We start from the raw sequence: 13,618 nt of genomic DNA, 5'->3' as shown, positions 1-13,618 counted from the left end.
GGGGTGGGCCGTGCGGCGGCTGTCAGGTGACGAAGAAGATTCCGGTGTCGCAGCCGGCGGGGGTGTACTCGGCGAGCCGGGTGCGCAGGTTGTCCTCGCGCTGGGGCTGGAACAGGTGGTGCAGGGCGCCGGGTTCGCCTCCGTCGTCGGCGCCGCGGCGGATCTCCTCGGCGCAGCCGTCGGCGAGCCGGACGTAGTCGGGCAGGCCGTACCGGGTGCCGGCGAAGCGCAGCCGGACGCGGTCCGGGTCGCCCGAGTGCTCGGGTTCGCAGCGGAAGCGGGGCGGTGTCCGTGAGCCGTCGGGCACCCAGCAGTGGCGGACGGAGCCCTGGTCGTCGCGGGTGATCCGGACGTCGCCGTCGAGGAGGGAGTTCTCCAGCACGTCGACGGCGCGGGCGCGGACCGCTCCGATGACGGTGGTGCGCCGGGCGGTGAGGAGGACGTCGGCGGGGCCGCCGTGCGGGGCGGAGAGCGCCGTCGCCTCGCGGTGGGTGGCGTCGAGGACGGTGTCGTGGAGGGTGATCCGGCAGGGTGTGTCGCGCCCGGTCACGGTGATGGCGCCGAGGACGCTGTGCCGCACGTCGACCCGGTCCGGGCCGTCGTCGATCTGCAGGGCAGGCGCGTCGGGTGCGAGGGGGGTGCCGTCGGAGGTGACGGCCCAGCCCGGTACGAAGGTGCAGTGCCGGACGGTGAGACGGCTGACGCGGCCGGTGACCCGTACGCTGCCGCCGGTGATCAGGAGGCCGTCGAGGACGATCCGGGCGCCGGGTGTGCCGGGGTGCCCGTGTTCGCTGCCGGTGATCCGCAGGGACCGGGGTTCGGCGGCGTGCCGCCGGGTGAGGCGGACGACGGGGCGGACGCCGTCGGCGGCGCGCAGGGTGAGGTGGTCGCCGGGGTCGAGCCGGATCCGGGTCAGGTCCTCGTGGACGTCGTTGGCGGTGATCTCGACGATCGCCTCGGTGTAGCCGCGGTCGCCCTGTTTCTCGGCGCGCCAGCGTTCGAGGGCGTCGGCGATGCTGTGGTGGTCGTCCGGGTCGGGGCCGACCCGGTAGGTCGCCGTCTTGCCGCTGGTCTCCGTGTCCGGGCGGGGGTATTCGCCGCCGCCGAGGTCGCCGGAGAAGGCGTGGTGGTAGGTGACCCGGACGCCTTGGGCGGGGGCGGCGCCGGTGGGCAGGGCCAGGCGGCCGAGGACGGGGTCGACGGCGACGCGGCCGGGCCGGGGCCGGTACCGCCAGTCGGAGAGGTCGGCGGCGACGATCCGGTCCGGCGCCACCAGGTCGTCGCCGGTCCACACGCACAGGCTCTTGCCGGGACCGTAGAAGTCGTACGGCCGTTCGGCCAGAGCGCGCCGGCCGATCGGCTCCGGGACGTTCGTCTCGTCGGCGACATGGCCGCTGGACGGCTCGGGCACCGGGGACGTGTACAGAGGCGTGTCGAGGGCGAGCACGTTGAAGGTGTAGCAGGCGTCGTCCCGGTCCAGGCAGTACGCGGGGGCGCGTGTCACGGAGTAGGTGCGCAGCCGCCACACGTGCAGGCCCACCGACTGGAGGCCGTACCGGCCGGGGCGGCGGACGGAGCCGGGGCGGGGTACCTCCACGGTGCGGGCCAGCGGGTCGAACGGGCCGCCGACGGAGTCCAGGGCGGCGGCCCGCCGTACGTCGGCCAGGGCGCCGTGGGCCGCTCGGCGGCGGGCGTCGCGGTCGTCGGAGGTGTACCGGCGCACCGGCTGGGTGACGGCGAGCGCGTGGCGGTACTCGACGACCCGGGCGGGCCAGCCGGCCACGCCGGACGCCAGGTCCTCCAGGAGGGCGAGGGTGCCCTTGCGACGGCGGTTGGCGACGGTGTCGGCGACGTCCCGCCGGGGTACGGCGGCAGCCGGCAGGCCGGTGGCGCGGGCGGTGTCGTCGGAGAGTGCGGCGGCGATTCCCGGCAGGACCTCGTAGCCGACGAGGTCGCCGATGTAGGGCGCCACCCAGTCCTCGCAGGTCTCGATGAACCAGTTGTCGTAGAGGCGTTCGATGTCCTCCTGGAGGACGCGGGCCTGTTCGGCGACGACGGTGAGCAGCGCGTGGAGGGGGCGGCCGCGTTCCTCGTCGTGGCGGCGGTGCACCGCGGGCAGCAGCGCGTACAGCTCGTCGGGGGTCATGGGATCCTCCGCAGGATCAGGGTCCCGGGCACGGCGGGGTCCAGCAGGACGAGTTGGGCGGGGCGCAGCAGGGTGCGCGCGGCCGGGCCCGTGGTGCGCGGGCGGGCCGGCCGCGGCCGTCCGGGCCCGTCGAGGACGACCGTGGGGGCGTACGCGGAGTCGACGACGGCGGAGGTGCCCTGCGGGCTCGACGTCTCGCGTACGGCGCGGGGGCCGGCCGGCAGGCCGGGCACGACGGAGACGGCGGACGGGTGGGTGGCGAACCGGGCCACCTCGGCGGCGGTGGTGCCCTCCGGTACTCCGCCGAACGCGTCGACGTCGACGAAGTCCACGCCGGGCACCGAGTGGGCGGCGGCGACCACGGCGCTGAGGTACACGGGCTGGGCCAGGCGGGCCGCGTCGAAGCCCAGCCGGGCGGCCAGCGCCTCGCGCACCCGCCGCTCGACCCGCTCCGGGTTGTGGCCGGGCAGCGTGCGGACGCCGAGGACCAGGACGAGCCGCACCCGTTCGCAGGGCTCGACCCGGACCGGCAGGCCGGGGTCGCCGTACCGGCGCAGTGCGGTGCGCAGCGCGGTCAGCAGGGGTGCGGCGGGGTCCAGGGGGGCGTCGTCGGCGGCGGCGACGGTGATGTGGACGAGTGAGCGGTGGTCGTCGGTGACCCGGCGGGCCACGGCCTTGCCGACGCCGGCGAAGGCGCGTGCGAAGGACTGGTAGTCGCGGACCGAGACCAGCCGGTCGAAGGCGGCGAGCCGCAGCGGGATGGCCTGCCGCAGTTCGGCCGGGCCGTCGGCGTCGGCGCCGCCGGTGGCGGGCAGCGGGTTGGTGACGCCGCGGACGCCGAGCGGTTGGGTGATCACCTGGCTGATCCGGCCCGCCGGGACGTTCCCGGCGCGGCCGCCGCCGATGCGGTAGCGGGCGGTGACGTTCTCGCTGCCGGTGGGCAGGCGCGCGCCGTGCCGGCCGTCGCCGAACTCCACCACGGCCTGGCCGTCGACGGCGGCGGCGAGCCGGTACACGGGGTCGGCCGGGCCCGCCTCGCCCAGGTCGGCGGTGCGCCGCCACGCCACGTCGTCGACGCGGACGGTCAGCGCCTCGTCGCCGCCGTCGGCGGTCGCGGACGGCAGCCAGACGAGCGGCCCCTGCCTGAGCGGCAGCGCCTGCCCGGCCCGGCCGGCGTCACCGCTGCCGAGCACCTCGGTGACGGTCTCCCCGGCGGTCGCCTGGACGACGTTGCCGTGCACGACGGCGGTGTCGCGCCGGTAGCGGTGCGCGAGCGGGGCGGTGAGCAGCAGCGTGGTGCGCACCCGGGCGTCGGCGGAGGTCCCGTCGAAGGCGTGCCGTACCCCGGCGAGGACGGCGAGTTCGGCGCCGGGGACGCCCGGACGGGCGCCCGGGGCCGCGCCGTCCTCGGGCACGATGTCGGTGCGTTCCCCGGCGACGACGACCAGCCGTCCGGGGGCCAGTCCCTCGAAGGTGCCGTCGAGGTCGACGGCGTCGCCCTGGACGTCGGTGAGGTCGGGTGAGGGCGCGAGGACGAGGGGTGCGGGCGCGGCCCACACGGTGGTGGCGCGGCGGGCGGCGACGTCCTCGGCGTCCTCGGTCCACGGTGCGTCCAGGCGCAGCCGGGTCACCCGTACGGCGTCCTGTTCGTTGGCGACGGCGATCCGGTCGGCCTCGGTGACGCGCAGGACACGGGTGCGGGAGCGGCCCGCCACGCGTACCGCGATCCAGCTGCCGGGCTGGATCTCCTCGTACACGGCGTCGAGCAGCAGGACGCGGGCGTCGAGCGCGGCGTCGCCCTCCGCCGGGGCGGGTACGGCGGCGCGCAGCAGGCGTTTCACCCGGGCGTCGTCCGGGACGGCGGCGCCGAGCGGGGTCGTGGCGAGCCGGAAGTGCCAGACGCCCGGCGCCGGTCCGGCCGCCGGGGTGACGGCGGCCAGCGCCTCGTACAGGGCGGCGGTGAGGCCGGGCCGGTTGCCCGCGAGGAGGCGGGGCAGCGCGTCGGAGCCGGGGCCGAGGACGTCGCGGACGGCGGGCGGGCCGCCGGGCGGGGGTCCGCCGCGGCGAAGGGCCTCCAGCAGCGGGCCGACGGTGTGCAGGACCGGGCGGTCCGGTGTCTCCAGGTCCCGCAGCAGCGCGTCCCGCTCGGTCCCGGCGGTCGGCGCCTCGGGTTCCCGGGTCAGACGGCGGACGGCGTCGCGGACGGTGGCGAGGCGTACGGCGGCCCGCTCGGCGAGGGCGTCGGCGTCGAGTTCGTCGGCGGCGGCGGACAGCCGCTCGCGCAGCCGACGCAGCCTGCGGTCGAGGCGGTCGGCGAAGGTTTCCGGGTCGTGCAGTTCCCCGGCGCGCTCGCGGACGTCCCGCAGCAGGTCGAGCAGTTCCTCGAAGGGGCCCCGGGAGCGGGCCCGGCCGGCCGCGTCCTCCATGTCCTCGCGCAGGGCGTCGACCGCCACGTTCAGCTGCCGGGACGGGTCCGGTACCCGCAGCCGTACGGTGGTCCGTCCCAGCGCGGGGTCCCGCTCGACGTCCGCCACCAGGCGGGTCTGGTTCAGCCGGCGGTCGGGGTAGGTGAACAGCAGGCGGTCGCCGGGGCGTACGGGGTGCTGGACGCCTTCGACGTCGACGGCCGCGGTGCGGACCGCCGCGTGCGGGGCGAGCGAGGCCGGGCGGGTGGTGCGGACGGGGAGCCGGTTCCACTCCGCCCTCGCGGTGAGGTCCTTGGCCGTCTCGAACGTCAGGGGCAGGCCGCCCGGTTCGGGCTCGCTCCTCACCTGGGAACCGGCCGGCAGCACACAGGAGGCGCCGGGGTCGAGGGTGTACGCGAGGTGGGTGGCGGCGGCGAGGGCGGGGCGGGGCCGGTGTCCGACGAGCCGGCCGAGCCGGACCAGGGAGTCGTGCTCGGTGGCCGTGCGCAGGAACCCCTCGTTGGCGATCCGCTCCTGGTAGAAGGTCAGCACGTCGGCGACGACGGCCCAGGCGTCGAGCAGGGCGATCGTGGGGTCGTCCGGTTCCCGGGTGGTCAGCGCGGCCAGGGGGCCCTCACGGGACGTTGCGGAGGCGTGGCCCGCCGCGGGCAGCCCCGTTTCGGCGGGGTCGCCGTCCACCAGGGGCAGCCGGGCGAGCATCGCGTCGAGGAACTGCCGGTGGGTGCCGACGCGGTACGACAGGGCGGGCAGCCCGGGCCGGTTGCGCGCCGGGGCCGGGCCGTCGGTCGGGGAGGTGGTCATCGTCCTCCTCTCAGGCGCAGGGTGAGCCGGCCGTTCTCGGGCCGGGTGACGTCACCGTCGAGCCGGGGAATCTCCAGGGGCCGCATCCGCAGCTCCCCGGAGGGCGGCACGTCCGGGACGCGGAGCGCGTCGTCGTGGACCCTGCGCAGGCGGACGACCTCGGCGTGCCGCACACCGGGGACGTCCATGCACAGGGCGACCAGGACGCTGGTCCGCACCGGTGTGCCGAAGGTGAGCGCGGAGGGGTCGAAGAACCCCGGCCGCCCGCCGGAGCCGCGTCCCGGCAGCAGCAGCCGCAGCAGGGCCGCGCGGATGTGGCCGGTGAGGTGGTGCGGGTCGACGAGGACGTCCAGCGCGATGTCGAGGGGCACGAGCAGGGCGGGCCGGGTGACCACGTCGTGGCCGATGCGCCGGTAACGGCACAGGTCGTCGCGTACGTCCTCCAGCAGCCGGGGCGACGGGGCGGTGGCGCCGTCCGGGTCGAGGGCGACGTCGGCCTCGTACCAGCTGCCGGTCCAGCGCAGCGAGGCGGCGGCGCGCTGGACACCGGGCCGCTGGGCGGCGAGGGTGGCGTAGTCCTCGGCGGTGACGGCCCGCAGCAGGGTCCGGAACGGGGCGCGGGGAGCGGCGAGGCGGACCTCGGCGACCGGCTCCGGGTCGGTGCCGCCGCTCGCGGGCAGGGGGTTGCGGACGCCGGTGACGACGCCCCACAGGTGTGTACGACGGGCGGCGATCCGGTTGACGGCCTCCCGGCCGGCGTTGCCGGAGCGGCCGTTGCCGACCCGGTAGACGACGCTGAGACTGCGGCCCGGCTGCGGGGCGCGCCCGCACCGCCCGTCGCCGAAGCGCAGCCGCAGTACGCCGTCGTCGTCGGTCTCGGCCGTCACGTGGCGGTCGCGGGGGCCGCTGGAGAGGAGGTCGCGGCGGGGACGCCACTCGGGTTTGGCGGTGCGTCCGCTCCTCCGACGCCCACTCCCGTCCTCCCCGCGTCTGTTCTGCTCCGCGCGTCCGCTCTCCTCCTCGATGAGGCGCAGGGTGGGCAGGGCCTCGCGGGGGTCGGGGCGCAGCGCGGTGGCCGCCGGGCCGTGCAGGGCCGGGTTGGCGGGATCCAGGGACGCCGCGGCAAGGCCCCGCCAGGTCCGGTCGAACCCCTCGCCCACGTCCGCGGGGTCGAGGACGTACCCGGAGCGGGCCCGGCGGACGAGGCGTTCGACCTGGCGCAGCCTGGGCCGGAGCAGCTCGTCGAAGCGCGACCGCAGGCGCGGCACGAGGCGTTCGGAGTCGGGCCCGCCGGTGAGGGAACGGCCGAACAGGGCGCGGAGGAAGTCCCGGTCCTCGTCGGTCGGCGCCGTCGCGTCGATGGTGCGCAGCCGGTCGCGTGCCTCGGCGGCGAGGTCGAGGAGCCGGCGGGCCTGGGCGGCGGCCACGTCGGCGGGGCGGGGGTACGGCGGTGACCAGGTGACGGGGCTGCCGCTCAGCGTGGCCGTGAAGGGGCGGCGCCGGCCGCGGTCCGGCTCGGGGTCCGGGTCCGGGACCGTGTCCGGGTCCGGGTCCGGGTCGGGGTCCGGGACCGTGACGATCTCGGCGGTGGCCGAGGGCAGCCAGGTGTTCTCCAGGCCGTGCTCGACGAGGACGGCGTTGCCGCACGCCACGGCGGTCCTTCCCGGTCGGCCGTCGCCGTCCGGCGGGTTGCGCAGGGTGAGCGGGAAGGTGAGGGCGTCCTCCTCCGCCCAGGCGATCTTCAGAACGGGTGTGCCGGTGTACGCGTCGACGTCCCTGTCGACCCGGGTGAGCCGGACCGCCTGCCGGTGCGCCGGGTCGGGCGGGCCGCCGTCGGGCCCCTCGGTCTCCTCGATGACGACGAGGTCGCCCGGCACGAACTCCAGTTTCCGGTCCGGGTCGTACAGGGCGGCCCGGGTGGTGCCGACGGGCAGCGGGAAGCCGTCCTGCCCCCAGGCCCACAGCGGGACGCGGTTGTGCTGGGGCCGCAGCCGCAGCTTGTAGTGGCCGAGTGGCTGGTAGACGGGGTGCGGGCCGGCGATGAGGGCTTCGGGGGTCATCACCGGGCCGCTCGCTCCCGTGAGTTCGTCCTCGGGGAGCGCGGTGAACGCCAGCTCCTCGGTGTGCAGGTCGTTCACGGCCGAGGCCGCCTCCAGGCAGACGACCGTGCGGGCGGCGCAGCCGTCGTGCATCGGGTAGCCGACGAGCCGGGCGTGCCGCCGCACCGAGGTGCGCAACCGGGCGGTGTCCAGATAGGCCTCGGTGGCCACGGCGTCCTGCTGGTAGCTGAGCCGGTCCCCGACGTGGGCCAGGATCTCCACCAGGGTGATCCAGAGGTCGGGCACGTGACGTTCGGTCCACTGCGGCATGGTGAGCGACATCCGCTCCAGCAGCAGCCGCCGGAAGCTCGCGTAGTCCTTGGCCAGGTAGTCGATGGCCGGCGCGGGCCGCGGGGGCGGCGCGCCGACGGGCTCCGCCGCGGGTCGCTCCTCCGGGCGGGCGGTCGGCCGGAACGTGAACTCGGCGCGGTCGCGGCCGCCGTGGAAGCCGGGGCCGCGCACCCGCAGCCGGTAGGTGGACTCGTCGCCCGGCCGGTCGAGGGTGAGCCTGAGCCGTCTCGCGGTCCGGTCGCCTCGGGCGTCTCCGTGCCCGTAGCGGTCCTCGCGGTCTCGCCGGTCCTCGCGGTCCCACCGCTCCTCCCGCTCCTCCCGCTCCTCGCGTTCCTCAAGCCCCTCCCGTGCCTCGCGTTCGTCGCGTTCGTCGCGCTCCTCCGTGACGCGCAGGACGCGCAGTCCGACCACGCGGCGGCCGCCCTCGATCAGGAAGTCGTCCCGGCGGAGGAGCCGTGGGGGCGGTCCGGAGAAGGTGACGGTGAGGGTGCGCCGGTCCGGGTGCGCCGTCACCTCTTCGACGCTGACAAGGCCGACGAGACCGGCGCGGTCGGCGGGCCGGCGCAGGTCCAGGTCGTGGAACTCGGTCATGCGACCACTCCCCCGCTCACCATGACGACACGGCTCTCCCCGGTCGCCTTGAGGACGTACGCGACCCGGACCCGGAGGGTGGCCTCCTCCGAGGTCACCGTCAGGGACTCCACCTCCAGCAGGTCGCCGAGCCAGCGCTGCAGGGCCGCCTGGGCGGTCATCTCCAGGGTGGCGGCGAGTTCGGGGCTGTTGCCGGCGAAGACCATGTCGAGGAGGTTGCAGCCGAAGTCGGGCCGGTTGACCCGCTCCCCGGGGCTGGTGAAGAGGACCTGCTCGACCATGTCGCGGACGTGGCCGGGGTGGTCGACGGTGGCCGTGCGGCCACGGGCGTCGACGCGGTAGGGGAAGTCGATCCGCATCCCGGTCACATCCCCCGCACCCGCAGCTGCATGGCCAGCACCATCGGGGGGTTGGGCGGCGGTGTGCCGATGCCCATGGCGGGGGCGGGGCTGACCGGCGGGCTGGGCTGCAGCAGCACGGGCAGGCCGTTGACCAACACGCGGGTGGAGGTGTGCAGCCAGGTGACGCTGGTGCAGGGCGGCGCGCCCGCGGTCATGGCCGGGAACGTACAGCCTGCCACCAGGAACACGTCGGCGCTGGTGGCGACCGGTTGCGGCCCGACGAGCACACGTTGCTGCACGGGGGCCGGGATGGTGACGAGGCCGGGCGGATGGGCGCACATCATCATGGCGCCGAAGTGCATCAGCAGTCCTGGCATGGCGTCCTCACAGTCCTCACAGCCCTCACAGCACCGTCAGGGCACCGCTGTTGACGGTGACCTGGGGTCCGACGAGTTGGATGGTGGCGAGCCCGGGGCCGCAGGACAGCTCGATCGACGTCTCGTTGATCTTGAGGTAGGGCCCGGTGTCACCGTGCAGTTGCAGCTTGATGCCGCCCGCGGGTCCCGGCAGGTCGCTGATGACGAGCGCGTTCCCGGTGGGGGTCGCCAGCACGATCTGCGGGATGCCGGGCGGGGTGGACTTGGCGGCGGGCGGTACGTCCCCGGATCCGCCACGCCGGAACCCGAGCCACACCGGCCGGTCGGGGTCCCCGTCCAGGAACCGCACCCACACCCCGGAGCCGGGGGGCGGCACCACGTACATCCCGCAGTCCCGTCCGGCCAGGGGGGTGAGGGGCGCGGCCCACACCGGGTTGTCGTCGCCCAGGACCTCGGGGACGCGCACCAGGAGCCGGCCGACGCCGGTCGGGTCGACGGCGGAGACGACGACGCCCTCGTACATGCCGTCCCACTGCCTGGCCCGCGCCGGGGTCGTGCTCCCTTGTGCGCCGGTCGTGTCGATCTCGGATGCGGTCATACGGTCACCACCTGGATGTCGGCGCCGAGCCCGTCGCGGACCAGCGTGAAGTGCTGTCGGTAGGTGTCGCGGGTGAGATCGTGGGTCACCGCGGCCACGAGGTACCGCCCGTCGTAGGCCTGCCCCGCCCCACGCACCCCGACCAGGGCGTGCGGGCTGAGGACATGGCCGTAGCGCAGGACGTCGACCGTGCCCCGGCCGGTGACGGGGTCGGCGGCGACGGACCGGCCGAGCCCGGCCAGCAGGGTCTGCGGCAGGGACCGTCCGGTCTGGCCGCGCAGCGCCTCGACGCGCAGGGCGGGGGCGGGGCCGGTGGCGAGGCTGCCTCGCAGCAGCCGGGTCTCCGGGGCGGTGACCTCGGAGGAGGACGCCGACGACCCTTCGAGGCGGTGGGTGCCGTGCCCGGACGCGGCGAGCCCGTCGAGGGCGAACGTCAGCTCCTCCACGTTGTCCGCCGCTCCGCAGCCCGTGGTGAGGGCCGGCTGGAGGGCTCCGTCGCGCTTCTGCGGCCCCCAGTAGGCGGTGCTGACGCCGGGGGCGGGGCCCGGTTCGAGGTGGAAGACGTGCCCGACGTCGGCGGCCATGGAGCGCAGATAGTCGAGGTCGGTCGCCGACTGCACCGGGATCTCCACCAGCGGGTTGGGCTGGTGGGTGAGGACCGGGGCGACGCACCGGGGCGTGATGCCGTACTGCGCGTACCCGGCGCACACGGTCGTCGCCCGCAACTGCGACGGCAGGCCCGGGAAGGCGCGGCGGACGTGCCGGAGATCCATGAGCAGGGTCAGATCCTCGCCGGTGACGACGAGATACGACGAGCCGGGCGTCCGGCCGGCGTGCAGCTCCTGCCGGGTGATCACGCCGTCGACGAGCACATGGCAGCGGCCCGCGAGCACGACGGCCAGCACGACCCGCTTCTTCGGGTGCAGTGTTCCGCCGGGCAGGACCGCGCGGTGCAGCGGTGAGCCGGGGCTGCTCGCGAAGGTCAGCTGGAAGCCGCTCGTGGTGCCGCCGGCGGCGGTGACCCGGGCGCCGTGCAGGGCGTCGATCAGCGCGGCGGGGGCCGGGCTCGGCACGGTGTCCCCGAGGAGCAGCATCAGGTGCAGGCTGTGCGTGGTCACCGGGCCGGCCCGCCCGCGACAGGCGCCGCCGACGCCTCGGCCGGCAGGGTGATCCGCAGCCGGCGGCCGGGCACGGCGGTCAGATCGTCCGGCCGTACCGCCCGGTTGGCGTCCGCGATCCGCCAGGACTGCTCCGGATCGCCGTACCAGCGGGCCGCGATCCGGTCGAGCCGGTCCCCCGCGACGACGACGTGCTCGCCGATCACCGCCAGCTCCTCGGGCTGCGGCAGCAGCCGGCGGCGCAGGTGGGCGACGGTCCGGCCGTCCGGGAGGGTGTGGACGGCCGTCGGGATCCCGCGATATCTGCTGGTGGGCTCGAACATGTCCGATCTCCTCGCTCAGCGGCCCGTGTAGCCGACCGCGCCGGGGCCGTAGCCGACGAGCGCGGCGAAACGTTCCCTGCTCTGCTGGTACTGCAGATAAAGCCCGCCCGCCTTGTGCCGGTGGCCGACGTCGTCGACGGTGAGGATCCGGACGGTGAGCGTCACCCGCGCCCGGATGGGGTTGAGTTCCCCGTCGTACGTCTCCTCCGTCACGTCGATGTCCAGCATCCGCACCGGCAGCACCCGGTGCGGGCCGAGCACCAGCACCGGCAACGGCCCCTGCACCGGGGCGACTTCGAGCATGCCGCGGGCGGCGAGGTCGTTCTGCTGGGTCAGCTGCGCGCCGGTCGGGCAGACGGCGGACTCCAGCGCGGACAGCATCCCGAACAGCCCGCTGCCGACCGGCGGCGCGCCCGCCGGGGCCGTGCCGACCTGGTCGGTCGCGTCGAACTCCGCGTCGATACGGAACGTCTCCCGCGGCGGCCCCTGCAACCGCAGCGCCTCCAGCCGGTCCCCGGCGTCGGCTCCGATGCCGCGCGGCCGTACGGCGCGGGTGATGGTGTCGGGGTTGTACTGAAAGGGCACGACGCGCAGGACGCGCCCCTGCTCGGGGTCGAGGAAGACGAAGCCGCCACGCCGGGGGGCTGCCGGAGTGCTCATGACGCCGCCCCGCCACCTTCCATTTCTCGGGCCCGCAGCGCGGCGTCGTACACGGCACGGGCGATGTGCCGGGCGAGGACGGCGGCGTGGGGATTGGCTGGGACGGTTCGTACGGCGGGTGGTGCCGCGGTTGGCACGGGGGCTGGAGCGGCTGTGCGGGCGCCCGCCGACGTGCCGTCGAGCCCGAGCAGTACGGCCAGCTCGGCCTCGACGGCCGCGCACAGCGCCGTCGGCGACAGCCCGACGTGCGCGTCCGGCTCCAGCTCCAGCCGCCGGATGCGCAACTCGACCCGCGTGCCCGTCATGTGATCACCACCGCCGCCTCGGGGTCGAACCGCTCGGCCCGCTCGTCGGTCAGCGGACTGTCCACCCCGTCGACGCGCAGCCGCAGCGGATACCGGCCGGGCCGCGCGCCGTCCAGCTTGAACCGCAGCTTCCGGGTGGCCTTCTTGGCCATGGGCTCGGCGGGCACCGGCAGATCCCCGACGAGCAGTTCGGCCCGCTGCCCGGGATGCACCGCCGGGACGCAGTCCACGGAGAGCAGCACGGCCCCGGCGCGGTCCCGCTCGACCGTGAGCGGCAGAGCACTGGTGATGCGCGGCGCGATGTGCAGAGGCCGGGGCCCGGTGGTCCGTTCGCTGCCGTCGGGCGCGGCGAGCACCACGACCGCAGACCAGCGCCCCGCGCCCAGCTCCTCGCCCACGGTGGCCGTCACGGTGCCGCCACCGTCGGCGCGCGCGGGCAGCACCACCGGGCCGCCGAGCAGCGGATGCGTCAGCCGCACACTCGGCGTACCGGCGTCGAGCCCCGTACCGCTGAGCACCAGTTCCGCACCGGGGGCGGCCACCGCGGGCCGTACGGCGTGCAGCACCGGCCACGGGACGGTTGCCGTCCCCGGCGCGGCCTCGGGGCCCCGCCCGGAGTCGCCGCGCCGCAGGACCGGCAGCGGCGTCCGCCCCGGCACCGCGCTGTCGATGAACACGACCCGCGCCTCATAGGCCGCCGACAACCGGTAGACGTGGCCCAGCGCCTCCCACAGGCGGTACAGCTCCTCGGCCGCCGGCTCCGCGGGGGTCACCCTGACCGGCTCCCGCTGCAGATGCAGATCGCTGAAACCCGCGGCGGCCCGCAGCTCGGCCGCTCGCAGCACCGGCCGGTCGTGCAGCGCCGCCATCGCCGCGCCGAGCAGCCGCTCCGGGAGCGCGGCGTCCTCGGCCGGGGCGGCGTAGCCGGTGAGCAGGTAGTGCAGTACGAGGGGCAGCGCGGGCTGCCGGGTCTCACCGGGGTGCGTGTTGACCGGGTCGGTGTTCCGCCAGGCGGCGTCGATCGACGTCCGGTACAGGAAGACGTTCAGCGCGGCGGCGACGCCGTCCTCGACACCGGCAGCCTCCGGATGCCGCGCGGTCACCACCGCACCGGGCACAGCCCGCCGCACGGCGTCCTCCAGCACCGCCCTCAACGTCTCCGTCACCGCGGCGACGGCCAACGCGTCACTCACGAGTGCCGCCTCCCCAGGTAGTCGTCGAGGCTCAGGTCCGGGCGGCGGGGAGGGGCGGGGGGTTCGTCGGGGGGTGGCGGTGCGGGGGTGGTGCGGACGACCAGGCGGTCGATGGTGATGCGTACGACTGTTTCTTGGGGGGTGGGGGTGGGGGTGGGTGTGGGTGTGGGGGTGGCGGAGAGGGTGGACGTGGGCGTGGGGGTGGGGGCGAGAGTGGGGGTCGGTCGAGACAGGGGGCTGCGGGAGGGGGCGGTGGGTCTACCGGGGAGGGGGGCTCGTGAAGCGTGTGCAGAGGGGGCTGGTGCGGGTTCGTGTGACCGAGCCGGGGGCGCGCCGGGGGTGGTGGTTC

11 protein-coding genes are annotated in these 13,618 nt (G+C 75.8%); all 11 read right to left on the bottom strand.

The features are described 5' to 3' along the window. Positions 1-22: 22 nt before the first annotated feature. The 11 genes from AMK31_RS29060 to AMK31_RS29010 are packed head-to-tail and all read right to left on the bottom strand — an operon-like array spanning position 23 to position 13,269. Positions 23-2,146 carry a hypothetical protein gene (locus tag AMK31_RS29060; RefSeq protein ID WP_073943636.1) on the bottom strand — a complete coding sequence of 708 codons (2,124 nt, stop codon included), beginning with the start codon at positions 2,144-2,146 and terminating at the stop codon, positions 23-25. After that, the gene (locus AMK31_RS29055; RefSeq protein ID WP_073943635.1) at positions 2,143-5,373 is read right to left on the bottom strand and encodes a putative baseplate assembly protein; all 3,231 of its coding nucleotides are present in this window, start codon (positions 5,371-5,373) and stop codon (positions 2,143-2,145) included. The genes AMK31_RS29060 and AMK31_RS29055 overlap by 4 nt, the downstream gene beginning before the upstream one ends. After that, positions 5,370-8,354: a putative baseplate assembly protein gene (locus AMK31_RS29050; protein WP_073943634.1), complete on the bottom strand. Its 2,985-nt coding sequence runs from the start codon at positions 8,352-8,354 to the stop codon at positions 5,370-5,372. The genes AMK31_RS29055 and AMK31_RS29050 overlap by 4 nt, the downstream gene beginning before the upstream one ends. Beyond that, positions 8,351-8,713, bottom strand: a complete 363-nt coding sequence (locus AMK31_RS29045) for a GPW/gp25 family protein (protein WP_073943633.1) — start codon at positions 8,711-8,713, stop codon at positions 8,351-8,353. Before AMK31_RS29045 ends, AMK31_RS29050 begins: the two co-directional genes overlap by 4 nt. Before the next feature lie 5 nt (positions 8,714-8,718). Continuing rightward, the gene (locus AMK31_RS29040; protein WP_073943632.1) at positions 8,719-9,072 is read right to left on the bottom strand and encodes a hypothetical protein; all 354 of its coding nucleotides are present in this window, start codon (positions 9,070-9,072) and stop codon (positions 8,719-8,721) included. Between the two features lie 25 nt (positions 9,073-9,097). Beyond that, positions 9,098-9,670 carry a phage baseplate assembly protein V gene (locus AMK31_RS29035; protein ID WP_079186971.1) on the bottom strand — a complete coding sequence of 191 codons (573 nt, stop codon included), beginning with the start codon at positions 9,668-9,670 and terminating at the stop codon, positions 9,098-9,100. Beyond that, a complete protein-coding gene (locus tag AMK31_RS29030) occupies positions 9,667-10,788 on the bottom strand; it encodes a hypothetical protein (RefSeq protein ID WP_241842745.1) in 1,122 nt (373 codons plus the stop codon). The genes AMK31_RS29035 and AMK31_RS29030 overlap by 4 nt, the downstream gene beginning before the upstream one ends. Then, complete coding sequence (locus tag AMK31_RS29025) at positions 10,785-11,111, bottom strand: LysM peptidoglycan-binding domain-containing protein (RefSeq protein ID WP_073943631.1); 327 nt, start codon at positions 11,109-11,111, stop codon at positions 10,785-10,787. Before AMK31_RS29025 ends, AMK31_RS29030 begins: the two co-directional genes overlap by 4 nt. A 15-nt stretch (positions 11,112-11,126) precedes the next feature. Next, positions 11,127-11,771: a hypothetical protein gene (locus AMK31_RS29020; protein WP_073943630.1), complete on the bottom strand. Its 645-nt coding sequence runs from the start codon at positions 11,769-11,771 to the stop codon at positions 11,127-11,129. After that, the gene (locus tag AMK31_RS29015) at positions 11,768-12,076 is read right to left on the bottom strand and encodes a hypothetical protein (RefSeq protein ID WP_073943629.1); all 309 of its coding nucleotides are present in this window, start codon (positions 12,074-12,076) and stop codon (positions 11,768-11,770) included. Before AMK31_RS29015 ends, AMK31_RS29020 begins: the two co-directional genes overlap by 4 nt. Then, on the bottom strand, positions 12,073-13,269 hold the full coding sequence (locus tag AMK31_RS29010) for a DUF4255 domain-containing protein (RefSeq protein ID WP_073943628.1): 1,197 nt from the start codon (positions 13,267-13,269) through the stop codon (positions 12,073-12,075). The genes AMK31_RS29015 and AMK31_RS29010 overlap by 4 nt, the downstream gene beginning before the upstream one ends. Between the last annotated feature and the right edge of the window lie 349 nt (positions 13,270-13,618).

This window comes from Streptomyces sp. TSRI0107 (genome assembly GCF_001905845.1).
GTDB lineage: Bacteria > Actinomycetota > Actinomycetes > Streptomycetales > Streptomycetaceae > Streptomyces.
Note: the sequence above shows the minus strand (reverse complement) of the source record. Positions and strands in the feature narration are given on the sequence as shown.